This is a genomic window from Streptomyces sp. NPDC107546 (genome assembly GCF_055639175.1).
In genome coordinates this window covers 232,093-255,722 of sequence record NZ_JBVKBA010000006.1, presented here as the reverse complement: position 1 = coordinate 255,722, position 23,630 = coordinate 232,093, and the positions used below count along the sequence as shown (strand labels likewise).

Below are 23,630 nucleotides of genomic sequence, written 5' to 3'. Positions count from 1 at the left end.
AGGGTGGAATCTCGATCCGCGGCCTGATGATGAAAGGCCGACCCCGGCCTACCGTCAGGTCCCATGACCATCGACGGCACACTCGACGAGGCGTACGAACGGCTGCACCGGACGGGACCGGAGTTCGAGGGCTGGCTGAGCAATCACGGCCCCATGGCAGTGGAAGCCATGGTCAGACGGGGCCATGCCTGCCAGGTCCACCGCTGGTTGGACCTCTACTCACGCCGGCTGGACGATCTGCCGCGCGGCACCTGGCCCATCACGGCCGACGACTGGCGCACGGCACTCGGGGATCCGCGTCGCCTCGGTGACTGGCTCGCGTTCTTCGACCACGAGTTGAGGGAACAACCCTGGCGTACGGTCCTGGCGACATGGTGGCCAAGGCTGCTGCCGGGCATCGCGGCCGGCGCCACCCACGGCGTGATCCGCACCGGCCACGCGGTCCACGCCCTGCTGGACCACGAGGACGAGCCGCGCCTGGCCGAACTGGGCCAAGCCCTCGGCTACTGGGCGGCACGCTGGCAACGGGTCCCGCTCGCCACCCCCTCTGGAACCGCCGACCCGGCATCCGCTCTCGCCGCTGTCCCGCGGGTCCCCGACCAGACCGCGGGCATCAACCACCGGCTCGACCAGCTCACGGACCTGCCCGACTGGCCCACCGCACTGGCCGCACTGCGACCCGCCACCGAGGCCGACGAGGCCCGGGCCCGCCTGGCCGACCTGACGACCGCCGCGGTCGTGCACTACCTCGCCAACGCCCACGGTTCGCCCGTCATGCTGGTCCACGCGGCGACCGCCCCCATGGCCGTCCTGCGCACCCTGCCGGCACTGCCGCGCCCCCAGTGGGCGACGAGCCTGCACGCGGCCTGGGCAGCGAGCGCCGCCGTGACCGCGGCCTACACCCCCGCCGCACCCGCACCCCGGCACAGCCTCCCCACGGCCCCCGAGTCGGCGGAAGAAGTCTTCGCCCTGGCCGTCCACCACGGTGACGAACACGTCGTCAAACTCGCCGACACCTGCCTCGAGGTCCACCAACGCACGGGGGAGCCGGATGCGTTGACGGCGGTGATCCGCGCAGCCGGGCTGATCGAGGAGCTGTGAGGGCTGGAGCGGGCCGGGCTGCTCGGGGGGCTCCCGCGGTGAACGCATCCCGCTCCTGCGGTGAACGCATCCCGGCAGGGATCGTCTTGAGCCGGATGACACTTCGGCCGCGACGGCTCCCCCTCCGCGCCGTCGCGGCCGATCCCCGTGCGGAGAAGGTCTAGCTGGGGTCCGACGTGATGTGCGTGTTGTCCGGGGTGGCTTCGCCGTCGTCGACATCGGTGATGTGCGTGTTGAGCGGCTGAACCTCGGTGCCGGCCTCGGCGTCGGTGATGTGCGTGTTGTCCGGCTTGACGACCGGCTCGCCCTTGGTGGTGTCGCTCATGCTGGTGCCTCCCCTTGGTTGTTGCTGTCGGACTGTCGTCGGCCCGTCCGGCCACTCCCCCGAGGGTGGCCGGACGGGCCACTCAAGTCGCCCACCCTAGACTGCGAGTCAGGCGACCTCACCGGCGGTCCGTCTGCCCCCGACACGACGGATCGACAAACAAGAGAGTGCCTGGCGGCGATAAACGAACGATGAACGTCCGTGTCGTGCGTTACGCGGCCGCCGCGGGAGCCAACAGCGCCTGCACTTCGGCGGTCTCTGGGGAGTTCAGCCCCTCGTAGATTTCGAGGGCCTCTCGCCAGCAGACCTGGGCCCGTCCGGACTGCCCTAGTCCGGTCAGCGCTTTGCCGAGGACCGTGAGCACGTTTCCCCGGCGCCATTCCCCGCCGATGCCCCTGAGCATGGCGAGGGCCATCTCGGCGTTGGCGGCGGCCTGCGCGGGGCGCTGGGCCAGGAGATCCACCTCGGCGAGACGGAACAGGGTCATGCCCTCCCACAGCCGCTGGCGGCTTGCCCGGAAGACCTGGAGGGCTTGCATGAGGCGGTCGGAGGCATCGGACTGTTGGCCGTTCTTGCTCAAGGCCAGGCCAAGCGCGTAATGGCCGTTCGCGGCCTTGAGCGTGTGTCCGAGCTCCTCGTACATCTCAGTGCCCTGCCGAGCGAGGCTGATGGCGCTGTCGGCACGGTCTGTCGCCAGGTGCAAGCGGGAGAGGTTGCACAGGGCGGTCGCCGTGCCCGGCAGGTCACCGCAGGCGCGAAAGTCCTTGATGGCCCGCTCGAGGTAGTCCTCGGCGTCACCGTAGCGGCTCTGGTAAAAGGCGAAGGCCCCGAGGATGTTTGCCGCCCAGCAGCAGGGCAGCGGATCGCCTGCGGCCTCGGACAACCTCAGGGCCTCCCGTGCCTCCTGATCCGCCTGGTCGAAGTAGCCGGACCAGTGGCGGGCGTTGGCCAGAACGAGGTTCGCCCGACCCTCCGAACGGCCGTCCGACGCCGCACGCGCCGCATCACGCAGGGCAGTGGCCGCCGCCTCGTACTCCTTGAAGTTCGCCCCGGACTCCGCCAGATCCACCGCTGCCCACAACAGGTCGACCGCGCGCCTGAGCCGGGCGCCGTCGGACGACTGGCGGACACACGCGAGCAGCGAGACGGCTTCCGAGTAGAGCCAGTCCTGGGCCGCACGCCGGTCCGGAAAGACCAGGCCGGTGGTCCGGGTCTTCTCCAGGTGATCCACCAGCCGATCCCCCGGCCGCTCGATCGCGTACACCCCCGCCGCCGTGGCCAGATAGAAGTCCAGCAACCGCGACATCGCCGCATCCCGCTCGCTCGGCGGATGTTCGTCCCGTTCCGCGCACGCACGCGCGTAGAGTCGGACCAGGTCGTGGTAGCGGTAGCGGCCGGGTGCCGCCGACTCCAGCAGAGAGGTGTCGACGAGGGACTCCAGCAGGTCCTCCGTCTCCTCCAGCGGGAGGGCCAGGACCGCCGAGGCGGCCGCGAGCGAGATGTCCGGGCCGTCCGCCAGCCCCAGCAGCCGGAACGCCCGCGCCTGCGCCGGCTCCAGCTGGCCGTAGCCCAGCTCGAACGTCGCCTTCACCGCCAGGTCGCCGGCCTGGAGTTCGTCCAGGCGGCGTCGCTCGTCCGCCAGCTTCGCCGCCAGGACCGAGACCGTCCAGGTGCGGCGCGCCGCCAGGCGGGACGCGGCGATGCGGATCGCCAGCGGCAGGAAGCCGCACGCCGCCACCACGTCCAGGGCGGCCTCGCGCTCGGACGCCACCCGCTCCTCGCCCACGATCTTCGTGAACAGCGACAACGCCTCGTCCGGCGACATCACGTCCAGGTCCACCAGGTGCGCGCCCGCCAGGTCGACCATGCGGACCCGGGAGGTGACCAGGGCCGCGCAGCCCTCGGTGCCGGGCAGCAGTGGGCGTACCTGGGCGGCGTCGCGCGCGTTGTCCAGCAGGACCAGCACCCGGCGGCCGTCCAGCACCGAGCGGTACAGGGCCGAGCGCTCCTCCAGCGAGTCCGGGATCGCCGAGTCCGCGGTGCCCAGGGCGCGCAGGAAGGAGCCGAGCACCGTCTCCGGTTCCGCGGCCCGCGGGCCCGCGCCCTGCAGGTCCACGTAGAGCTGGCCGTCCGGGAAGGTCGACCGGGCCCGGTGGGCGACGTGCACTGCCAGCGTCGTCTTGCCCACGCCTCCGATGCCCGCCAGCGCCGACACCGCCATCACCCGGCCCTCCGCCGACGCCAGCACCTCGCTCAGTTCGGCGACGAAGGCGGCGCGGCCGGTGAAGTCCGGAACGGTGGCCGGGAGCTGCGCCGGGCGTACCGGGACGGCCGAGGGCTCGGGTGCCGGTGCCGACGGTTCTGCCAGGGTCGGGTCCGCCTGGAGGATGCGCTGCTGGAGTTCCTTCAGGCCCGGGCGGGGGTCCACCCCGAGTTCGTCGGCCAGCAGGCGGCGCGTGTCCGCGTAGACCGCCAGGGCCTCGGCCTGGCGGCCGGAGCGGTACAGCGCCAGCATCAGCAGTTCCCGCAGGCGCTCGCGCAGGGGGTGCGCCGCCGTCAGGGCCGTGAGTTCGGAGACCGCCTCCGCGTGGCAGCCCTGTTCCAGGTCCATGTCGAGGCGGGATTCGAGGAGCTGCAGGCGCCATTCCTCCAGACGGGCCCGCTGCGCCTCCGCGTACGGGCCGGGCACTCCTGCGAGCGGCTCCCCGTCCCACAGCGCGAGCGCCTCGTTCAGGATGTGCCGGGCATGGCACAGGTCCCCGGAGTTCTTCGCCTTCTCCGCCTCCGCGGCCAGCTCCTGGGCCGCGGCCAGGTCCAGGGAGCGGGGCTCGCCCAGCCGCACTGCGTAGCCGCCCGACTCGCTGAGCAGGACACCCGGTGAGAGCACCTTGCGCAGACGGGAGGCGTAGGTGCGGAGCGCCGCCAGGGCCCGCGGAGGCGGGTCGTCGCCCCACAGCGCGTCGATCAGTTCGGACGCCGTCGCCGTCCGGCCCTCGCGCATCAGCAACGCGGCCAGCAGGGCGCGCTGTTGCGGCGAGCCGGTGGCCAGCAGCTCCTCCCCGCGCCAGGCGCGCACCGGTCCGAGCACACCGAAGCGCAGTGTCACCGAATCCTCGGGACCCCGCTGCTCAGGTACTCGCGGCACACCGTCCATCGTTGCCCCCTGGCCCCCTGCCGAACCGTCCACAATCAAGAGGCCAGTTTGCCTTGTTCATGGCGGATGCGTCAGCCGTGGGAGACGGCGATCACAGGCCACCGTGCGGTGCGTCACAAGGTTCCCACACGCTCTCCCCATATCCCGGGCGCCGCGGCCTCCCGTATCAGGAGCGCCCTGTCTTCCTCTGGCACGAGCGTCCTTCCGTCCGCAGTAGCTGACGGCCCGTCAGTTCGGCGCTACCTTGACCGGCATGGAGACCTCAGCGACCGGCAGCGCCTTCCCGGAGATCATCTCCGTCGACGACCACACCGTGGAGCCCCCGAACGTCTGGCAGGACCGGCTCCCGGCGAAGTACCGGGGCATCGGTCCGCGCATCGTCCGCGCGCCCCTGAAGGAGATGACGTTCCTGGGCGGCAGGTTCGCTCCGGTCATGGGCGCCCCCGGCGACGAGGGCCCGCTCGGCGACTGGTGGGTGTACGAGGACCTGCACCGGCCCCTCACCCGCCTCGACACCGCCGTCGGCTACAGCAGGGACGAGATCAGGCTCGAGGTGATCACCTACGAGCAGATGCGCCCGGGCTCGTACGACGTTCCGCAGCGCCTCGCCGACATGGACGTCAACCACGTCCGGTCCGCCGTCTGCTTCCCCACCTTCCCGCGCTTTTGCGGACAGACCTTCACCGAGGCCAAGGACCGCGAGCTCGGACTGCTGTCCATCAGGGCGTACAACGACTGGATGGTGGAGGAGTGGTGCGGGCCCGAGGCGCGCGGACGCCTCATACCCCTCACCCTCATCCCCCTCTGGGACGCCGGACTCGCCGCCGCCGAGGTGCGCCGAAACGCCGAACGCGGCGTCCGCGCCGTCGCGTTCTCCGAGATCCCGCCCCGCCTCGGCCTGCCCTCCGTCCACACCGACGACTGGGACCCCTTCCTCGCCGCCTGTGACGAGACCGGGACGGTCATCGCGATGCACATCGGCTCGAGCAGCAGGATGCCGTCCACGTCCGCCGACGCCCCGCCCGCCGTCGGCTCCACGATCACCTTCGCGAACTGCTGCTTCTCCATGGTCGACTGGCTGATGAGCGGCAAGTTCGAGCGGTTCCCGAACCTGAAGGTGATGTATGCGGAGGGGCAGATCGGCTGGATCCCGTACATCCTCGAACGCGCGGACGTCGTCTGGGAGGAGAACCGCGGCTGGGGCGGCGTCGCCGACAAGGTGCACCGCCCACCGTCCGAGCTGTTCGCCGAGCACGTCCACGGCTGCTTCTTCGACGACGCCTTCGGGCTGCGGAACCTGGACGCCATCGGCGTCGGCAACGTCCTGTACGAGACCGACTACCCGCACTCCGACTCCACCTGGCCCAAGTCCCGGGAGGTCGGCGAGGCGCAGATGGGGCACCTGGAGCCGGACGTCGTCGAGCGGATCGTGCGGCGCAACGCCATCGAGCTGCTGGGGCTGACGCAGGACGGTCTGTGGCCGGGCGGCAGGCGTTGAGCGGGGACCCCGGGGACGGGCACCTCCGGGACGGGCGCCTGCGGTACGGGATGCAGCTCCCCGTCCAGTCGCAGTCCACGCTCTACGCCGAGCCCTGGGAAGCCGGGGCCGGTCCGGGGGACCTGGTCGCGGTCGCCCGGGCCGCCGACGCCGCCGGGTTCGACTACGTCGCCTGCTGCGACCACGTCGCCATCCCGCGCCGGCTGGCCGCCGCCATGGGCACCGTCTGGTACGACCCGGTGGCCACGCTCGCGCACCTCGCCGCCGTCACCGGGCGCGTGCGGCTGCTCAGCCATGTCGCGGTCGTCGGGCTGCGGCATCCGCTCGTCACCGCCAAGCAGTACGCGACCCTCGACCACCTTTCCGGCGGACGGCTCGTCCTCGGGGTGGGGGCCGGGCATGTGCGGGAGGAGTTCGAGGCGCTGGGGGTGGACTTCGGGCGGCGCGGGCCCCTGCTCGACGAGGCGATCGACGCGTTGCGGGAAGCCCTCGGGCCCGAGGAGTTCCCCGTCCACCACGGGAAGGCGTACGACTTCGAAGGGCTCGGGCAGCGGCCCCGGCCCGCCCAGCCGCGCATCCCCTTCTGGGTGGGCGGCTCCTCGCCCGCCGCCGTCCGCCGGGCCGCGCTCAAGGGGGACGGCTGGCTGCCGCAGGGGGACCCGCGCCACCGGCTGCCCGCGCGGATCGCCCGGATCGGGCAGCTCCGCGAACAGGCGGGCCTGGACGGCCCCTTCACCCTCGGTGCCATCACCGAGCCCCTCTACGTCGGTCAGGCCCACTGGGACGTCGGGTCGCGCACGCTCGGCGGCGCCCCGGAGGTGATCGCGGAGTCCTTGCGGGCGTACCGGCCGATGGGCGTGGACCAGATCCAGGTGCGGTTCCGCAGCCGGAGCCGCGCCGAGCTCACCGATCAGATCGCGGCGTTCGGGGCCGAGGTCGCGCCCCGCCTGGACTGAGGAGAAAGCCGCATGGGCAAGCTGGACGGGCGCGTCGTCATCGTCACCGGGGCGGCGCGCGGGCAGGGCGAGCAGGAGGCGCGGCTGTTCGCGGCGGAGGGCGCCCGGGTCGTCCTCGCCGACGTGCTCGACGACCAGGGGGAGGCGCTCGCCAAGGAGCTGGGGCAGTCGTACGTCCACCTGGACGTGGCCCGCGAGGCCGACTGGGCCACCGCCGTGGCCGCCGCGAAAGGGGCGTACGGGCATATCGACGGGCTCGTCAACAACGCGGGAATCCTGCGGTTCAACGCGCTTCTCGACACACCCCTGGACGAGTTCATGAGCGTCGTCCAGGTCAACCAGGTCGGCTGCTTCCTCGGCATCCGGGCCGTCGCTCCCGAGATCGCGGCGGCCGGCGGCGGCACCATCGTCAACACCGCCTCCTACACCGCGATGACCGGGATGGCGGCCGTGGGGACGTACGCGGCGACCAAGCACGCCGTCCTCGGCCTCACCCGGGTCGCCGCGATCGAGCTGGCGCCGCGGGGGATACGGGTGAACGCCGTGTGCCCGGGGGCCATCGACACCCCTATGTCCAATCCGTCCCGGCTGGACCCGGAGGCGGACCCGCAGGAGACGTCCCGCGCCCTGGACGAGCTGTACCGCCGGCTCGTACCGCTGGGCCGCGTCGGCAGGCCCGATGAGGTGGCGCGGCTCGCGCTCTTCCTGACCTCGGGGGACTCCTCGTACATCACCGGGCAGCCGTTCGTGATCGACGGCGGGTGGCTGGCCGGGGTCTCGATCGCCTGAGCAACGATCTGACTAACCGTCAGCTGTTGACGGTCCGACGGGTCGGTGCGACAGTCGGCGGCAAGCCAAGCTGACGACACGTCAGATAGATACTCGTGGGGACGGTGACCTCCGTGGAATTCGGGCTCTTCGTACAGGGATACGTGGGCAAGCGGGCCGAGACCGACCCGCTCGCGGAGCACAAGGCGCTGATGGAGGAGACCGAGTACGTCATCCAAGCCGACGAATCCGGATTCAAGTACGCCTGGGCGTCCGAGCACCACTTCCTGGAGGAGTACTCGCACCTCTCGGCCAACGACGTCTTCCTCGGCTACCTCGCCCACGCCACCGAGCGCATCCACCTCGGCTCCGGGATCTTCAACCCGCTCGCCCCGGTCAACCACCCGGTGAAGGTCGCCGAGAAGGTCGCCATGCTCGACCACCTCAGCGAGGGCCGCTTCGAGTTCGGCAGCGGACGCGGCGCCGGCTCCCACGAGATCCTCGGCTTCCTGCCCGGCATCACCGACATGAACTTCACCAAGGAGATCTGGGAGGAGACCATCGCCGAGTTCCCGAAGATGTGGCTCCAGGACGAGTACGAGGGCTTCCAGGGCACGCACTGGTCGCTGCCGCCCCGCAAGGTGCTGCCCAAGCCGTACGGGAAGTCGCACCCCGCGATGTGGTACGCCGCCGGGTCCCCGTCCTCGTACGCCATGGCTGCGAAGAAGGGCCTCGGGGTGCTCGGCTTCAGCGTGCAGAAGGTCTCCGACATGGAGTGGGTGCTGGAGCAGTACAAGACCGCGGTCGTGGACGCCGAGCCCGTCGGGGACTTCGTCAACGACAACGTGATGGTGACGAGCACCGCGATCTGCGCGCCCACGCACGAGGAGGCGATCCGCATCGCGGTCGACGGCGGACTGCACTACCTGCCGTCCCTCGTCTTCCGCTACCACGACACCTTCCCCCGCCCCGAGGGCTTCCCCGTGTGGCCGAAGACGCTCCCCGAGTACACCGAGGAATTCCTCGAACTGCTCATCGAGGAGGAGTTGCTCATCTGCGGGGACCCGGACGAGGTGCTGCGGCAGTGCAAGAGGTGGGAGCAGGCGGGCGCCGACCAGCTCAGCTTCGGGCTGCCGGTCGGGATGCCGAAGGAGGAGACGCTCCAGACGATACGGCTGATCGGGGAGCACGTGATCCCGAAGATCGACACGGACCCGGTCCACCGGACCAGCCGTTTCCGTCAGGCTGCCTGAGGGGTGCGGCGGATGCTCGATCACGTCATCAAGGGTGCGACCGTCGTGGACGGGACGGGCGCCCCCGCGTACACCGCGGACGTCGGCATCCGCGACGGCCGCATCGCCACCGTCGGCACGGTCACCGAGGATGCCCGCACCAGCGAAGACGCGCACGGCCTCGTCCTCGCCCCCGGCTTCGTCGACCCGCACACCCACTACGACGCCCAGCTGTTCTGGGACCCGTACGCGACCCCGTCCCTGAACCACGGTGTCACCACGGTCGCGGCCGGCAACTGCGGTTTCACCCTCGCCCCGCTGAACCCGGCGCGCCCCGAGGACGCCGACTACACCCGGCGCATGATGTCGAAGGTGGAGGGCATGTCCCTGGTCGCCCTGGAGGAGGGGGCGCCCTGGAGCTGGCACTCCTTCGGGGAGTACCTGGACGCCCTCGAAGGGCGGATCGCGGTCAACGCCGGTTTCATGGCGGGGCACTGCGCGCTGCGGCGGTACGTGATGGGCCCGGACGCGGTCGGCGGGCAGCCGACGGACGAGCATTTGGACGCCATGCTGCGGCTGTTCCACGAGGCCATGGACGCGGGCGCCTGGGGGCTGTCCACCACGCAGTCCTCCACCCACTCCGACGGTGCCGGGAAGCCGGTCGCCTCCCGGCACGCACGGCCGGCGGAGCTTCTGGCACTCGCCCAGGCGGTCGGCGAGCACCAGGGAACCCAGATCGAGGCGATCGTCGCGGGCTGCCTGGACCAGTTCAGCGACCCGGAGATCGACCTCCTGGTGGAGATGAGCGCGACGGCCGGACGGCCCCTGAACTGGAACGTCCTCACCATCGACGCGGCCGTCCCCGAACGCGTCCCGCGCCAGCTGTCCGCGAGCGAGCGGGCCCGGAAGGCCGGCGGCCGGGTGGTGGCCCTCACCATGCCCATCCTCACGCCGATGAACATGTCCCTCGGCACCTTCTGCGCCCTCAACCTGATCCCCGGCTGGGGGCCGATCCTCGGCCTGTCCGTGCCCGAGCGGATCGCCAGGCTGCGCGACCCCGAGGTCCGGGACGGGATGCTGCGCCGCGCCCGCTCCAAGGAGGCCGGCGTCTTCCGCCGTCTCACCGACTTCGGGCGCTACGTCATCGGCGACACCTACAGCCCGCGCAACGAGGGCCTGACCGGGCGCGTCGTCAAGGACATCGCGGCCGAGCGCGGCCAGGACCCCTTCGCGTGCCTGGTCGAGATCTGCGCGAACGACGGGCTGCGCACGGTCCTGTGGCCCATGCCCACCGACAACGACCCCGGCTCCTGGGCGCTGAGGGCCGAGACCTGGCGGCACGAGGACGTCCTGCTCGGCGGCTCCGACGCGGGCGCGCACCTGGACCGGATGTGCGGGGCGCCGTACACCACCCGGTTCCTCGGGGACTGTCTGCGCGGCCGGAAGCTGGTGCCGCTGGAGCAGGCCGTGAAGATGCTGACGGACGACCCCGCGCAGCTGTTCGGGCTGCGGGAGCGCGGCCGGGTGCGGGAGGGCTTCCATGCCGACCTGGTCCTCTTCGACCCGGAGCGGATCGCCGCCGGGCAGGCCACACTGGTGCACGACCTGCCGGGGGACAGCCCGCGGCTGGACTCGCGGGCGATCGGGATACGGGCCGTGCGGGTCAACGGCGTCGAGGCGATCCGGGACGACGTGGTGACCGGGGCCGTACCGGGGAAGGTGCTGCGCTCGGGGCGGGACACCAGGACGGTGAGCACCACGTGACCGAGCGGCAGCGGCTGTTCGTCGGCGGCGCCTGGGTGGAGCCGGACGACGGCCACTACCAGGTGACCGACCCGGCGACCGAGGGGATCGTCGGGTGGGCGCCGCAGGCCTCGCGGGACCAGGCGCGGGCGGCCTGCGCCGCGGCCCGCGAGGCGTTCGGGCCGTGGTCGCGGACGCCGCCCGAGGAGCGGGCGGCGGTGCTGGCGCGGGCGGCCGACCTCATCCAGGGCCGCCTGGGGCCGTACGCCGAGCTGGCGCAGGCGGAGAGCGGCGCGACGACCGGGACGGCGCGCGGGATGCAGGTCGGGGTCGCGGTGGCGCGTTTTCGGCGGTACGCGCGGGTGGAGCCCGTGGAGCAGCCGCTGCCGCCGCAGATCCACGAGGCGGGGCCGTTCGGCCCGGCGACCGTCATGGGCGCCCTGGCCGTACGCCGGCCGGTCGGCGTGGTCGCCTGCGTCACCTCGTACAACAACCCGTGGGCGAACCCGGCCGGCAAGGTCGCGCCCGCGCTCGCGATGGGCAACACGGTGGTCGTGAAGCCGGCCCCGCAGGACCCGCTGTCGGTGTACCGCATGGCGGAGGCACTTCAGGAGGCGGGCGCGCCGCCGGGCGTGGTGAACGTGGTCAGCGGCGCGCGCCCGGAGGTGGGCGAGGCGGTCGTGGACTGCCCGGACGTCGACATGGTGAGCTTCACCGGCTCCACGGCCGTGGGGCAGCGCATCGCCGAGGCGTGCGGCCGGTCCATGAAGCGGCAGCTGATGGAGCTGGGTGGCAAGGGCGCGGCGCTCGTCTTCGACGACGCGGACCTGGACGCGGCGGTGGCCGGAATCGGCACCACGTTCTCCTTCTACAGCGGCCAGATCTGCACGGCACCGACGCGGGTGCTCGCGGAACGGGGCGTGTACGACCGGCTGGTCGACCGACTGGCGGCGTACGCCCGCCACTTGAAGGTCGGTGATCCGCGCGAGCGGGACACCGTGGTGGGCCCGCTGATCTCGGCGGCGCACAGGGACCGTGTGGAGCGTTACGTCGAACTGGGCCGCAAGGAGGGCGCGCGGCTGGTCACGGGCGGCGAACGGCCTCCGCACGACCGCGGCTTCTACGTCGCGCCCGTTCTCCTCGCGGACTGCACGCCGGACATGCGGGTGGTCCGGGAGGAGATCTTCGGCCCGGTGGTCGTGGTGGTGCCCTTCGAGGGGGAGGAGGAGGGCGTCGACCTGGCCAACGCCTCCGACTACGGCCTGATCGACTACGTCTGGTCGGGCGACGTGGCCCGCGCCTTCCGCGTGGCGCGCCGGCTGCGCGCGGGCGGCGTCGGTGTGAACACCGTCGGCCGCAACATGGAGGCGCCGTTCGGCGGCTTCAAGAAGAGCGGGGTGGGCCGCGACGTGGGCTCCTACGCCCTGCACGCGTACAGCGAGCTGCAGGCGATCGTGTGGCCGGGGTGAGGGCGGTCACAGGTCGAACAGGGCGCGGAGCCCGATCTCGACCGCCTCCATGACACGCTCGTCCACCGGCCCGGGGTCCTCGGTGAAGCGGGGCTCGGACAGTGTGCCGAACTCGCCGAGCACGATGGTGCCCGCTGACGGGGTGCTCACCGGGATGTCATGAGCGGCCCAGGAAGATCGGGTTGGTGAACGCGGCCAGCGCCCCCGGCACCGGGCCCGCCGCCGCCTCGTGCCGCAGCTCGGCCCGCACGTAGGCCGCGTAGGCCGGTGTCGTACGCCATTCGGCCGTGCCCGAGCCGGACACCGGCAGCGGGTCGCTCGTGAACAGCACGCCCTGGTCGGTGACGAAGCGGACCGTGCACCGCGGTGCGCCCCGCACCTCCAGGCGGACCGTGACCGGGGTGTCGCGGTCCACCCGCAGCCGCTCGCCGATGCCCGCGTGCTCGCCGCGGCCGCCCGAGGCGGTGAAGGTCAGGGAGACGTTCTTCGACTCGGCGACGTACGAGCGGCCCGCGCGGAGGCCCTCCTGGACGGCCTCGCGGGTCAGGTCGTCGGCGAGGACCACCGTCTGCGGGCTGCCCACCGTGTCCGGGTCGCGGTGCGCGTCGCTGTTGCCCATCGCGGGCAGCCACCGGCCGTGGCCCTCCCGGACCGACGCCACGAGCGTGTTGTCCCACTCCGCGAGCGTCACCTCGTCGTCCGGGGTGTAGGGGCCGTTCCACACCTCCACCGCGTCCGCCTCGCCGAAGCCGAACTTCCAGCCGCAGCCGACGCAGGTGGCGTGCGGATGGGCCGGGACGACCAGGCCGCCCGCGCGGCGGATCTGCTGGGCGAAGCGGGCCCAGCGGTTGTCGCGGGCCCGGTAGCGCCAGTCGATGAACGTGCCCGGGTCGGTGCCCAACGCCACCACGTGGCCGTTGCGGGTCGTCACCTCCTCGCCCGTCATGATCAGCAGGTCGTCGCCCGCCTGGTCGGCCCAGTGGGCGTGCGAGGAGTGCGTGTTGTGGTCGGAGCTGTTGATGAAGTCCAGGCCGGCCGCCCGGGCCAGCGCCGCGATCTCGGCGGGTGTGCGGCGGCCGTCGGAGTACCAGGAGTGCAGATGGCAGTCCCCGCGGTACCAGGCGCGGCCCCGGCCCTTCGCCCGGGACGGCGGGTACACGGGCTTCGGAGTCTCGCTCTGCGCGCCGTAGGTGAGCGTGACGGTGACCTCGTACGTCAGGCCCTGCGGCGCTACCGTGTACGGGCCCAGCGCGATGTGCCAGGTGCCGGGGCGGATGCGCCCCGGGATGTAGCCGGGGGTCGCTTCGTCCGCGCGGACGAAGAACTCGCCGCGCGCGCCGCCGGACCAGCCGCGGAAGCCCTTGCCGCCCAACTCGGTGCCGCGCTCGTCGAAGATGCCGATGTCCAGGGCGTTGCCCTGGGTGCCGGCCGGGACGGACGGCCTGTCGTAGGTGTAGGCGACCCTGATCTCACGGACGCCCTCGGGGACGTCGACGGGCAGGTACACGAAGTCGGGGCAGCCGGTGGGCAGCGTGCCGCGCACCGTCCTCGTCTCCTGGTTGTCGGCCGCCTCGGCGGCGGGGCCCTCGGAGAAGCTCACGGTTCCCAACGTAAGCGCGGCGGCCGCACCCGTCACGAACAGTGCGCGTCTTCCCATGCCGTTGCCGTTGCCGTTGCCGTGGTCGTCCTCGCACATGCTGCTGCTCCCGACGTGTCCGATGACAGGGGTGGTGCAGGGATGGCGCAGCACCACTGTGGTGTTCGCCCGTGAACTGCGGTGCACGGGAAGCCGATCGGCAGCCAGGTGGCGGCGTAACAGTGGATGGCCACGACAACCGGTGACGCCCTGTGAGCGAAGAACCGCCCTCCGACGCACGTACGCCCTGTATGACCTGATCACCGCATACGTATGCTCGAGGGATGACGACTTCCGCGACCTCCGGAACCGGCCCCACCGAGAACTCCATGCGTCGCGCCCTCAAACGCGCCCGAGACGGTGTCGCGCTCGACGTCGCCGAAGCCGCGGTGCTGCTCCAGGCCCGCGGCGCGGATCTCCAGGACCTGGCCGCGTCCGCCGCCCGGGTGCGCGACGCGGGCCTCGAGGCCGCCGGCCGTCCCGGCGTCATCACCTACTCGAAGAGCGTCTTCATCCCCCTGACCCGCCTGTGCCGCGACAAGTGCCACTACTGCACCTTCGCCACCGTGCCGGGCAAGCTGCGCCGCGCCGGGCACGGGATGTTCATGTCCCCGGACGAGGTCCTCGACATCGCCCGCAAGGGCGCGGCCCTGGGTTGCAAGGAAGCCCTGATCACCCTCGGCGACAAGCCGGAGGACCGCTGGCCCGAGGCGCGCGAGTGGCTGGACGCGCACGGCTACGACGACACGATCGCCTACGTACGGGCCATCTCGATCCGGATCCTGGAGGAGACGGGTCTGCTGCCGCACCTCAACCCCGGTGTGATGTCCTGGACCGACTTCCAGCGGCTCAAGCCCGTCGCCCCGTCGATGGGCATGATGCTGGAGACGACGGCGAGGCGGCTGTGGTCGGAGCCGGGCGGCCCGCACCACGGCTCCCCCGACAAGGAACCGGCCCTCCGCCTGCGGGTGCTGGAGGACGCCGGCCGCTCCTCCGTCCCGTTCACCTCCGGCCTCCTCATCGGCATCGGCGAGACGTACGAGGAGCGCGCCGAGTCGCTGTTCGCGCTGCGGAAGGTGTCCCGCGCCTACCACGGCATCCAGGAGCTGATCATCCAGAACTTCCGCGCCAAGCCGGACACGGCGATGCGCGGGATGCCGGACGCCGAACTGGACGAGCTGGTCGCCGCGGTGGCCGTGGCCCGGCACATCATGGGCCCCGCCGCCTGTCTGCAGGCACCGCCGAACCTGGTCGACGGGGAGTACGAGCGGCTCATCGGCGCCGGCATCGACGACTGGGGCGGGGTGTCGCCGCTGACCATCGACCATGTGAACCCCGAGCGGCCCTGGCCGCAGATCGAGCGGCTGCGGGAGCGTTCCGCGGCGGCGGGCTTCGCGCTGCGCGAACGTCTGTGCGTATACCCGGAGTTCGTCCGGCGCGGGGAGCCCTGGCTGGACCCGCGCCTGCGCCCCCACGTGGCGGCGCTGGCGGACCCGGAGACGGGCCTGGCGCGTGAGGACGCCGTGGTCGAGGGGCACCCCTGGCAGGAGCCCGAGGAGGTGTTCGTCGCGGCCGGACGCACGGACCTGCACCGCACGATCGACAGCGACGGCCGTACGGGCGACCGGCGGGACGACTTCGACGAGGTGTACGGCGACTGGGAGGCGCTGCGGGAGGCGGCGGCGCCCGGTATGACACCGCAGCGCATCGACGCCGACGTACGGGCGGCGCTGCGCACGGCCGCCGACGACCCGACGCGGCTCACCGACGACGAGGCGCTGGCGCTGTTGCACGCGGACGGCCCGGCGCTGGACGCGCTCACCCGCATCGCGGACGACGTGCGCAAGTCGGCGGTCGGCGACGACGTGACGTACATCGTCACCCGGAACATCAACTTCACGAACGTCTGCTACACCGGCTGCCGTTTCTGCGCGTTCGCGCAGCGCCGCACGGACGCGGACGCCTACACGCTCTCCTTGGAGCAGGTCGCGGACCGCGCCCAGCAGGCCTGGGACGTGGGCGCGGTCGAGGTGTGCATGCAGGGCGGCATCCACCCGGACCTGCCCGGGACGGCGTACTTCGAGATCGCCAAGGCGGTGAAGTCCCGCGTCCCCGGCATGCATGTGCACGCCTTCTCCCCGATGGAGGTGGTCAACGGGGCGACGCGCACCGGCATGTCGATCCGCGAGTGGCTGACGGCGGCGAAGGAGGCGGGCCTCGACACGATCCCCGGCACGGCGGCGGAGATCCTGGACGACGAGGTCCGCTGGGTCCTGACGAAGGGCAAGCTGCCGACGGCGACCTGGATCGAGGTGGTCACGACGGCGCACGAACTGGGCATCCGCTCCTCGTCGACGATGATGTACGGCCACGTCGACCAGCCCCGCCACTGGCTGGGCCATCTGCGCACCCTCGCCGGCATCCAGCAGCGGACGGGCGGCTTCACCGAGTTCGTCACCCTGCCCTTCATCCACACCAACGCTCCGGTGTACCTGGCCGGCATCTCCCGTCCCGGCCCGACGATGCGGGACAACCGCGCGGTCACGGCGATGGCACGTCTGTTGCTCCACCCGCACATTCCCAACATCCAGACAAGCTGGGTCAAACTGGGTACAGAGGGTGCGGCGGAGATGCTCCGTTCCGGCGCGAACGACCTGGGCGGCACCCTGATGGAGGAGACGATCTCCCGTATGGCGGGGTCCTCCTACGGCTCGTACAAGTCGATCAGGGATCTGGTGGCGGTCGCGGAGGCGGCGGGCCGCCCGGCCAGGCCGCGCACCACGGTCTACGACGAGGTCCCGGAGGAGCGGCAGCGGGCGGCGGCGGCATCGGACGGGCATCTGCCGGAGTTGCTGCCGGTGCTGGAGAACTGAGCGCCCCGGCACGTCACGTGCCGGGGGCCCCGCCGACGACCGCTCAGCCTTCGTCCCGAGTCGCCCCCGGCAGGTGCGTCACCAGCAGCACCACCCCGGTCAGGACGATGACCCGGACGGCCGCGTCCAGGCCGTTCCAGGTCTTGGACTGCCACATCGCGAACCACTCGCCGCCTATCGCGACGAACCCGGCGCCGAAGAGCAGCAGGAGCATCAGCAGGCCGATGTCCGAGAACCACCGGGCGCGCGGGTGGTGGTGGGCCCACAGGTAGGTCGCGGCGATCAGGACCAGGGCGGCGGCCGTCTCCCAGACGATGATCGCCAGGTACGCGGCGTCCTCCCAGGCGTGCGAGGTGATGGCGCGCCACATCAGGTCGTCGTCCTTGAAGGTGGTGTCCATCGCGAGGACGTGCCGGACGAACTGCTGGTTGGTGCCGAAGTCGGTCATGTTCCCGAACGCGACGAGCGCGATGTAGAGGGCGACCGTGCCGGTGAGGAGGGTCGCGGCGAGGGGGAGCGCGGACCGGGTGTGGGGGCTTCTCGTTGTTTCGGCCATGATCCAACTATGGAGACGGCTTTCGGCCGCTCACAGGGGATTTTCGGGCGGTCACGGAAGTGTGGTGTGCATGACGTTCCGCAGCCCTGAGCCGGGCGCTCCCGCTCGATTACAGTGCTGCGCGTCTGAGGTGCGTGTGGTGCCGTGAGGAGGCCCTGGGGTGGGTGCGACAGCCGGTGCGGTCTGGGGGCGCACCGAGCAGCAGGACTTCCGCAGTCGGGTGCGCGGCACGCTGCTCGGTGTGGCCGTCGCCGACGCCCTGGGGGCGCCGGTCGACGGGCTCACCCTGGAGGAGATCCGGCAGGCCCACGGGCCGCAGGGGCTGACGGACCTGGCGTTCGGGCACGGCCGGCGTGGCGCGATCACGCACCACACGCAGCTCACCCTGTTCTCCGTGGACGGGCTCATCCGCGCCCAGGTCCGCCGGGACACGGGCGCCTGGCATCCGCCGACCGATCTGCACCGGGCGTATCTGCGCTGGTCGGCCACCCAGCGGGACTGGGGACCCGACGAGCGGCGCAAGGAGGACGGCTGGCTGGCCCGCGAGGAGTGGCTGTACGCCCGGCGCTCGCCGGCCCGGGCCTGTCTGCTCGGCCTCGGCGACGACACGATGGGCACGCTGGACGCGCCGAAGAATCCGGGCGACCAGGGACCCGAAGCCGCGGTGCGCTCCGCGCCGTTCGGGCTGCTCGTCGGGTGGGAACCGCCTCTCGTGCTGCAACTGGCGATCGAGTGTGCGGCGCAGACGCACGGGCACCCCACGGCGTACCTTGCGGCGGGCGCGTACGCCGTGATCCTGCACGCGCTGGCACGCGGGGAGAGTCCCGACGCGGGCGTGCAGCGGGCCCTGGCGCTGCTCGCCCCGCGGCCGGGGCAGCAGCAGGTGGCGGACGCCTTGCAGCACGCGCTGGGCGCGGTACGGCAGGGCATGCCGACGCCCGACCGGATCGAGGAGCTGGCCGGGGACGGTACGGCGGCCGGGGCGCTGGCGGTCGCCGTCTACTGCACGGTGGTGGGGGAGGACGTCCGGCACGCGCTGTGCCTCGCCGTGAACCAGGGGGGTCCCTCAGGGGCCGCGGGGGCCCTGACCGGTGGCCTGCTGGGGGCGCTGCACGGCGAGACGGCCCTCCCGCCGGCCTGGCTGGCCGAGCTGGAGGGCCGTCCCACGATGCTGGTCCTGGCGGACGACTTCGCGATGGAGATGACGCAGGGCGCCGCGCTGCACAGCCCGACGGGGTCCGCGCCGGGGTGGCTGGAGCGCTACCCCCGGGCCTAGGGCGCTGTCGCCCTGGCCGCCGCCCAGGGGCTCCGCCCCCGGAGTCCCGTCGGGCGGCGTCCTGGTGTTCAGACCCCGGACGGGCTGGCAGTACCCGGAGTCGGCACCGTCACCGTCGCCCCGTCGTCGTCGGTGTTGATCTTCTCGATGATCGCGTCCCGCTCGGGTGTGTCCTCCGGCTTCACCAGGCCGAGCAGGATGTACAGCACCAGCGAGATCACCATCGGCACCGCCACCTGGTACTCCAGCTTCACGTCCGTGCGCTGGGAGAAGTCCAGGTTGTAGTTGACGAAGAAGAAGGCCAGCAGCCCCGCGCCCCAGCTGACGAGCGCCGCCGTCGGGCCCGACTTACGGAACGGGCGCAGCAGGCCGAGGATGAACGGGATCGCGATCGGGCCCATCAGGCCGGCCACCCATTTGATGACGACCGTGATGATGTCCTTGAAGGTGGGCGAGTTGACCTGCGTCGCCACCGCCATCGACAGACCGAGGAACGCGACCGTCGTGACACGGCCCGCGATCAGGCCCGTCCGCGTGTTCCACGAGCGCGCCGCCTTCGACAGCACCGGCACCACGTCCCGCGTGAACACGGCCGCGATCGCGTTCGCGTCGGAGGAGCACATGGCCATCGTGTGCGAGAAGAAGCCCACGACGACCAGGCCCAGCAGTCCGTGCGGCAGCAGCTGTTCGGTCATCAGGCCGTACGCGTCCGAACCGTCCGGCTTCTTCGCGGTGACCAGGAGCGGGGAGAGCCACATCGGGATGAAGAGGACGGCGGGCCAGACGAACCACAGGCCCGCCGACAGCAGGGCGGACCTGGTCGCCTGCTTCGCGCTGCCCGTCGCCATGTAGCGCTGGGCCTGGTTCCACATGCCGCCGTTGTACTCGAACAGCTTGATGAACAGGTAGGAGATGAAGAAGACCGTCATGTAGGGGCCCGCGAACCCGTGCCCGTGACCGTCCAGCTTCGGCGAGTCCAGCGCCTTGGACAGACCGCCCTGCTCGGAGATCTTGTGCAGCGCGATGACGAGCATGGCCAGACCCGCCAGCAACTGGATCACGAACTGGCCCAGTTCGGTCAGCGCGTCCGCCCACAGACCGCCGATCGTGCAGTACACCGCCGTGATGCCACCGGTGATGATGATGCCCTGGGTGATCGTGACCCCGGTGAAGACGCTCAGCAGCGTGGCGATCGCCGCCCACTTCGCGCCCACGTCCACGATCTTCAGCAGGATGCCGGACCAGGCCAGCGCCTGCTGCGTGGGCACGTTGTAGCGGTCCTTCAGATACTCCAGCGGCGAGGCCACGCGCAGCCGTGAGCGCAGCCGGTTCAGACGCGGCGCGAACAGCTTGGCGCCGATCAGCACGCCGACGGCGATGGGCAGGGCCCAGGTGACGTAGGAGGTGATGCCGTAGGTGTAGGCGATGCCGGCGTATCCGGTGAACATCACCGCGCTGTAGCCGGACATGTGGTGCGAGATGCCGGACAGCCACCACGGCATCCTGCCGCCCGCGGTGAAGAAGTCGCTGACGTCGTCCACGCGTTTGTGGGACCAGACGCCGATCGCGGTCATCACGCCGAAGTACGCGACCAGGACGGCCCAGTCGAATCCGTTCATGTGCCCCTCCCTCCCTGCCGAACTGCCCGCTCATGGTGGGTTCCGGCGCATGAGCACGACAACCGGCATACTCGTCAAGGGAAGGTAAAATCGTTCTGTTGGTTGAGAGTCGTTCATGTACATGGCTGTCGAAGGCTATTTCCGGCCGGGTGCGTACATGTCCGTTCAGGGTGCTGCCCGAAGCCGCGGGTCATCGCATCAGCTCACCCGCGTTCACCAGCAGGGACTGGCCCGTGATCGCGCGCGCCCGGTCGGAGGCCAGGAACACCGCGGCGTCCGCCACGTCGCCGTCCGTGGCCAGGTCGGGCAGCGCCATGCGGTCGGTGAGGCGCCTTCTCACCTCCGCCTCCGGTACGCCCTCGGCGCGGGCGGTGAAGCGCACGTACGCCTCGACGGGCGGACCCCACATCCAACCGGGCAGGACCGTGTTGACCCGGATCCGGTGCGGGCCGAGCTCCCGTGCCAGCGAGTACATCGCGCTGGTCAGTGCTCCCTTCGACGCCGCGTACGCCGCCTGCCGCACCTGGGAGGGCGCGGCCACCGACGACTGTGTGCCGATGAAGACGACCGAGCCGCCGCCCGTCCTCAGGCTCGGCAGGCACGCCCGCGTCATCCGCAGCGTCCCGAGCAGGTTCACGTCGATGACCGACTGCCAGGTGGCGAAATCCGCGTCCTCAAGGCCGCCGAAGTGGCTGTCCCAGGCGGCGACGTGGACCACCGCGTCGATCCTCCCGAACCGCTCCACCGCCAGCGCCGCGAGTGCCTCGCACTGCGCCTCGTCGGTGATGTCGGCCGCCCGGTACGCCGTGTGCGCGCCGTCCGGATCGAGCGCGGCGGCGGCCTTGGCGAGGTGCGCCTGGGTACGCGCCCCGAGCACGGCGTTGCCGCCGTCGCGCACGACGGCCGCGGCGACCTGGTGACCGAGCCCGGCACCGACCCCCGACACGACGACGGTCCTGCCCTGGAGCAGCGACATCGGGCGCCTCCCGGTCTATGGCGGATTACCTGACGGGGCGTCAGAGTATGGGCGACCGGGCGAGGACGGAAGGGGAAAGGGGAAGGGGTATGGGCGAGCACGGTGAGGGCGGCGAGGGCACGCGCAGCGAGGTGTACGCCGAGCTGGCCGCGGTGGGGCCCTACGGCGTCCGCCCGGGCCATGCGCTGATCACCATGGTGGAACCGCACCCGGGGCACGAGTACGCGTACAACCGCTGGTACGAGGACGACCACTACTACGCCGGCGCCATGGCCATGCCGTGGATGTTCGCCGGCCGCCGCTGGGTCGCCACCCGCGACCTTCAACTCCTGCGCCGGCCCGAGAAGTCGGCCATCGCGCAGCCGGTGACGGCGGGCTGCTATCTGTCGACGTACTGGATCACGGACGGCCGCTACGACGACCATATGCGCTGGACGGTCGCCATCAACAAGCGTCTCAACCGTGACGCACGCGTCTACCAGGACCGCACCCACGTCTTCACGGCCTTCCAGGACCATGAGGCGACGGTGTACCGGGACGGCGCGGCCGGACCGCGCGACGTTCACGCACTGGACCACCCGTACGCGGGCCTGGTCCTGCAGGTGGTCGACGCGGACGGTCCCGAGCGGCGCGCCGGCCTGCTGATGTGGTTGCGCGCCCGGCATCTGCCGCGGCGCCTTGCGGGCTCCCCGGCGGCCATGGTGACCGTCTTCCGCCCGACCCCGCTGCCGGGCGACCGAATGACCTATGTCAAGCAGGTGGAGGGCGTGGACACGCGCCTGACCCTGCTGTGGTTCCTGGAGGAGGATCCCCGGGAGTGCTGGGAGGAACACTTCACGGGACTGGACGGGGCGGTCACGGAAAGGGGGCTGGGCAGGGTGGAGTTGGTGGCCCCGTTCATTCCCACGGTGCCGGGGACGGACCGGTACGTGGACCGGCTCCGCTGAATCCTCTGAACGGAGGCGAGCCGAGCCGCCAAGAAAAGCAGCCCCCTCGGCCGGGACGGCGGGCCAGTCGAGAGGGCTCTGTCGTGGGCGTGGTGGGGCCGCTCGGCACTACTTGATCGACGCCACGAACGTGTTCCAGGCGTCGGCGGGAAAGGCCAGGACGGGCCCCTCGGTGACCTTCGAGTCGCGCACGAACAGCGCCGACGGAAGGGGCGACTTGACCTCGACGCAGGCGCCGTTTCCGGCCGAGTACGACGACTTGGTCCACGTTGCCGTGGCCCCCTGAAGAACAGCCATGTTCACTCCGGTAGCGAGTTGCTGAGTTGCTGTGACCGCGCCGCGGGCCCCTCACGGATTCCGCAATGCGAATCGCGCCAACTTGTTGACTGGTGGCGTGATCGACGCTACTCGGCAACATCCCTGTCCGGACGAGCCGTTCACTCGACCGGGTGGCATATTCCAGTGGAGTTCACGCCCGGATTATCCACGGGTGTAAGATCCGCCACTCGCTGGACCGGCAGCTCAGGAGGCGTAGCTCTTGGCCGCGTCCTCGATGAACTTGCGGGACTGCTCCACGTTGAGGGCCTGCGCCCGCAGGTGCTCGTACATCACGGCGTACTTCTGCACGTCCTGCGCCTTCTCCAGGTACAGGTCGCTGGTGACGCCCTCGAGGTACACCACACTGGAGTCGGCCGCGTCGGCGAACTCCAGGATCGCGTACTGGCCGTTGAGGCCGGGATGCGCCCCCACCTCGAACGGCAGCACCTGCACGGTGACGTGCGGCAGCCGGGACATCTCCACGAGGTGCTCCAACTGCTCCCGCATGACGAGGTTGTTGCCCACGCGCCGGCTCAGCGCCGCCTCGTCGAGCACCACCCACAGGCGAAGCGGGTTGTTCTCCGCGGAGATACGTTCCTGGCGGCGCATCCGTACCTGGACGCGCTTCTCGATGTCGGCCGGCGAGGTCTCGGGCAGCGCGCCCTGGATGAGCGCCTCGGCGTACGAACGGGTCTGCAGCAGGCCGGTGATGATCTGCGGCTCGTAGACGCGCAGCGACTCCGCGTCGGTCTCCAGGCCGATGTAGACGCTGTAGGGAATGTCCCCGAACGCGTGCCACCAGCCCTGCTGGCGGGAGTCACGGGCCATCTCCATCAGCGATTCGACGACACGCTGGTCCTCGACCTCGTAGACTCCGCACAGGTCCCGGACGTCACGCGGGCTGATGCTGCGGCGGCCGTTCTCGAGGCGGCTGATCTTCGACTGTGACACCAGCAGCCGCTCGGCCACCTCTTCGGCGGTCATGCCCTTCAGTTCCCGGAGCCGGCGCAGCTCCTGGCCCAGCCGACGTCGCCGGACGGTGGGATTGACATTCGACGCCACGGACGTGCACCTCCGGCTGCGTGCCTCTACTTTGCGTATCTGCTGCTGAGCAGATTGCCACCAAGGTGCTTCCTACCGCTGGGAAACCACAGATATGCGCCGATCGCGCGCCACTTGGGTG

19 protein-coding genes are annotated in these 23,630 nt (G+C 71.3%); 10 read left to right on the top strand and 9 right to left on the bottom strand.

Going from position 1 to position 23,630, the window contains the following annotated elements; genetic code table 11:
* The first annotated feature begins 63 nt into the window (after positions 1-63).
* Positions 64-1,101, top strand: a complete 1,038-nt coding sequence (locus ACZ7L1_RS11595) for a questin oxidase family protein (RefSeq protein WP_471436249.1) — start codon at positions 64-66, stop codon at positions 1,099-1,101.
* Positions 1,102-1,261: 160 nt separating this feature from the next.
* On the opposite strand, the gene ACZ7L1_RS11590 is transcribed toward ACZ7L1_RS11595, so the two are convergent.
* Complete coding sequence (locus tag ACZ7L1_RS11590; protein WP_471436247.1) at positions 1,262-1,426, bottom strand: hypothetical protein; 165 nt, start codon at positions 1,424-1,426, stop codon at positions 1,262-1,264.
* A gap of 211 nt (positions 1,427-1,637) precedes the next feature.
* Positions 1,638-4,580: an SARP-family global regulator AfsR gene (afsR, locus tag ACZ7L1_RS11585; RefSeq protein ID WP_471436246.1), complete on the bottom strand. Its 2,943-nt coding sequence runs from the start codon at positions 4,578-4,580 to the stop codon at positions 1,638-1,640.
* Positions 4,581-4,833: 253 nt separating this feature from the next.
* Here afsR and ACZ7L1_RS11580 point away from each other — a divergent pair, with 253 nt between their 5' ends.
* The 6 genes from ACZ7L1_RS11580 (at position 4,834) to ACZ7L1_RS11555 (ending at position 12,246) form a co-directional block, all read left to right on the top strand.
* Complete coding sequence (locus ACZ7L1_RS11580) at positions 4,834-6,078, top strand: amidohydrolase family protein (protein ID WP_471436244.1); 1,245 nt, start codon at positions 4,834-4,836, stop codon at positions 6,076-6,078.
* Between the two features lie 50 nt (positions 6,079-6,128).
* Positions 6,129-7,034: a TIGR03619 family F420-dependent LLM class oxidoreductase gene (locus ACZ7L1_RS11575; protein ID WP_471436406.1), complete on the top strand. Its 906-nt coding sequence runs from the start codon at positions 6,129-6,131 to the stop codon at positions 7,032-7,034.
* 12 nt (positions 7,035-7,046) lie between these two features.
* Positions 7,047-7,823, top strand: coding sequence for an SDR family NAD(P)-dependent oxidoreductase (locus tag ACZ7L1_RS11570; protein ID WP_471436243.1), 777 nt, complete (start codon positions 7,047-7,049; stop codon positions 7,821-7,823).
* A gap of 113 nt (positions 7,824-7,936) precedes the next feature.
* Positions 7,937-9,055, top strand: coding sequence for an LLM class flavin-dependent oxidoreductase (locus ACZ7L1_RS11565; protein WP_471436241.1), 1,119 nt, complete (start codon positions 7,937-7,939; stop codon positions 9,053-9,055).
* 12 nt (positions 9,056-9,067) lie between these two features.
* The gene (locus ACZ7L1_RS11560) at positions 9,068-10,798 is read left to right on the top strand and encodes an N-acyl-D-amino-acid deacylase family protein (RefSeq protein ID WP_471436239.1); all 1,731 of its coding nucleotides are present in this window, start codon (positions 9,068-9,070) and stop codon (positions 10,796-10,798) included.
* Entirely contained in the window at positions 10,795-12,246 is a 1,452-nt protein-coding gene (locus tag ACZ7L1_RS11555) for an aldehyde dehydrogenase family protein (RefSeq protein ID WP_471436238.1), read from the top strand. The genes ACZ7L1_RS11560 and ACZ7L1_RS11555 overlap by 4 nt, the downstream gene beginning before the upstream one ends.
* Positions 12,247-12,252: 6 nt before the next feature.
* Here the strand turns inward: ACZ7L1_RS11555 and ACZ7L1_RS11550 are convergent, their stop codons facing one another.
* Together ACZ7L1_RS11550 and ACZ7L1_RS11545 are read right to left on the bottom strand one after the other, a co-directional pair.
* Positions 12,253-12,396: a hypothetical protein gene (locus tag ACZ7L1_RS11550; protein ID WP_471436237.1), complete on the bottom strand. Its 144-nt coding sequence runs from the start codon at positions 12,394-12,396 to the stop codon at positions 12,253-12,255.
* Between the two features lie 7 nt (positions 12,397-12,403).
* Complete coding sequence (locus ACZ7L1_RS11545) at positions 12,404-13,942, bottom strand: CehA/McbA family metallohydrolase (protein ID WP_471436235.1); 1,539 nt, start codon at positions 13,940-13,942, stop codon at positions 12,404-12,406.
* Between the two features lie 224 nt (positions 13,943-14,166).
* Here ACZ7L1_RS11545 and ACZ7L1_RS11540 point away from each other — a divergent pair, with 224 nt between their 5' ends.
* The gene (locus ACZ7L1_RS11540; RefSeq protein ID WP_471436233.1) at positions 14,167-16,755 is read left to right on the top strand and encodes a bifunctional FO biosynthesis protein CofGH; all 2,589 of its coding nucleotides are present in this window, start codon (positions 14,167-14,169) and stop codon (positions 16,753-16,755) included.
* A gap of 43 nt (positions 16,756-16,798) precedes the next feature.
* On the opposite strand, the gene ACZ7L1_RS11535 is transcribed toward ACZ7L1_RS11540, so the two are convergent.
* The gene (locus ACZ7L1_RS11535; protein WP_471436231.1) at positions 16,799-17,311 is read right to left on the bottom strand and encodes a DUF2165 domain-containing protein; all 513 of its coding nucleotides are present in this window, start codon (positions 17,309-17,311) and stop codon (positions 16,799-16,801) included.
* A gap of 160 nt (positions 17,312-17,471) precedes the next feature.
* Here ACZ7L1_RS11535 and ACZ7L1_RS11530 point away from each other — a divergent pair, with 160 nt between their 5' ends.
* The gene (locus tag ACZ7L1_RS11530) at positions 17,472-18,587 is read left to right on the top strand and encodes an ADP-ribosylglycohydrolase family protein (RefSeq protein ID WP_471436230.1); all 1,116 of its coding nucleotides are present in this window, start codon (positions 17,472-17,474) and stop codon (positions 18,585-18,587) included.
* Between the two features lie 68 nt (positions 18,588-18,655).
* Here the strand turns inward: ACZ7L1_RS11530 and ACZ7L1_RS11525 are convergent, their stop codons facing one another.
* Positions 18,656-20,206 carry a sodium:solute symporter family protein gene (locus ACZ7L1_RS11525; RefSeq protein ID WP_471436228.1) on the bottom strand — a complete coding sequence of 517 codons (1,551 nt, stop codon included), beginning with the start codon at positions 20,204-20,206 and terminating at the stop codon, positions 18,656-18,658.
* 190 nt (positions 20,207-20,396) lie between these two features.
* Positions 20,397-21,182, bottom strand: coding sequence for an SDR family oxidoreductase (locus ACZ7L1_RS11520; protein ID WP_471436226.1), 786 nt, complete (start codon positions 21,180-21,182; stop codon positions 20,397-20,399).
* A gap of 89 nt (positions 21,183-21,271) precedes the next feature.
* On the opposite strand from ACZ7L1_RS11520, the gene ACZ7L1_RS11515 reads away from it, so the two are divergent.
* Positions 21,272-22,129 carry a hypothetical protein gene (locus ACZ7L1_RS11515; RefSeq protein WP_471436224.1) on the top strand — a complete coding sequence of 286 codons (858 nt, stop codon included), beginning with the start codon at positions 21,272-21,274 and terminating at the stop codon, positions 22,127-22,129.
* A 108-nt stretch (positions 22,130-22,237) separates the two neighbouring features.
* Here the strand turns inward: ACZ7L1_RS11515 and ACZ7L1_RS11510 are convergent, their stop codons facing one another.
* Both ACZ7L1_RS11510 and ACZ7L1_RS11505 read right to left on the bottom strand, forming a co-directional pair.
* Complete coding sequence (locus ACZ7L1_RS11510; protein WP_200420833.1) at positions 22,238-22,426, bottom strand: DUF397 domain-containing protein; 189 nt, start codon at positions 22,424-22,426, stop codon at positions 22,238-22,240.
* Between the two features lie 225 nt (positions 22,427-22,651).
* Entirely contained in the window at positions 22,652-23,509 is an 858-nt protein-coding gene (locus ACZ7L1_RS11505; protein WP_389000238.1) for a helix-turn-helix domain-containing protein, read from the bottom strand.
* Positions 23,510-23,630: the final 121 nt, after the last annotated feature.

What these genes read in the sequence shown, in the direction of transcription:
- ACZ7L1_RS11595 (WP_471436249.1), top strand. Translation starts at nt 64, where the DNA reads ATGACCATCGACGGCACACTCGACGAGGCGTACGAACGGCTGCACCGG.
- ACZ7L1_RS11590 (WP_471436247.1), bottom strand. Translation starts at nt 1,426, where the DNA reads ATGAGCGACACCACCAAGGGCGAGCCGGTCGTCAAGCCGGACAACACG.
- afsR (WP_471436246.1), bottom strand. Translation starts at nt 4,580, where the DNA reads ATGGACGGTGTGCCGCGAGTACCTGAGCAGCGGGGTCCCGAGGATTCG.
- ACZ7L1_RS11580 (WP_471436244.1), top strand. Translation starts at nt 4,834, where the DNA reads ATGGAGACCTCAGCGACCGGCAGCGCCTTCCCGGAGATCATCTCCGTC.
- ACZ7L1_RS11575 (WP_471436406.1), top strand. Translation starts at nt 6,129, where the DNA reads ATGCAGCTCCCCGTCCAGTCGCAGTCCACGCTCTACGCCGAGCCCTGG.
- ACZ7L1_RS11570 (WP_471436243.1), top strand. Translation starts at nt 7,047, where the DNA reads ATGGGCAAGCTGGACGGGCGCGTCGTCATCGTCACCGGGGCGGCGCGC.
- ACZ7L1_RS11560 (WP_471436239.1), top strand. Translation starts at nt 9,068, where the DNA reads ATGCTCGATCACGTCATCAAGGGTGCGACCGTCGTGGACGGGACGGGC.
- ACZ7L1_RS11545 (WP_471436235.1), bottom strand. Translation starts at nt 13,942, where the DNA reads ATGTGCGAGGACGACCACGGCAACGGCAACGGCAACGGCATGGGAAGA.
- ACZ7L1_RS11540 (WP_471436233.1), top strand. Translation starts at nt 14,167, where the DNA reads ATGACGACTTCCGCGACCTCCGGAACCGGCCCCACCGAGAACTCCATG.
- ACZ7L1_RS11535 (WP_471436231.1), bottom strand. Translation starts at nt 17,311, where the DNA reads ATGGCCGAAACAACGAGAAGCCCCCACACCCGGTCCGCGCTCCCCCTC.
- ACZ7L1_RS11525 (WP_471436228.1), bottom strand. Translation starts at nt 20,206, where the DNA reads ATGAACGGATTCGACTGGGCCGTCCTGGTCGCGTACTTCGGCGTGATG.
- ACZ7L1_RS11520 (WP_471436226.1), bottom strand. Translation starts at nt 21,182, where the DNA reads ATGTCGCTGCTCCAGGGCAGGACCGTCGTCGTGTCGGGGGTCGGTGCC.
- ACZ7L1_RS11515 (WP_471436224.1), top strand. Translation starts at nt 21,272, where the DNA reads ATGGGCGAGCACGGTGAGGGCGGCGAGGGCACGCGCAGCGAGGTGTAC.
- ACZ7L1_RS11510 (WP_200420833.1), bottom strand. Translation starts at nt 22,426, where the DNA reads ATGGCTGTTCTTCAGGGGGCCACGGCAACGTGGACCAAGTCGTCGTAC.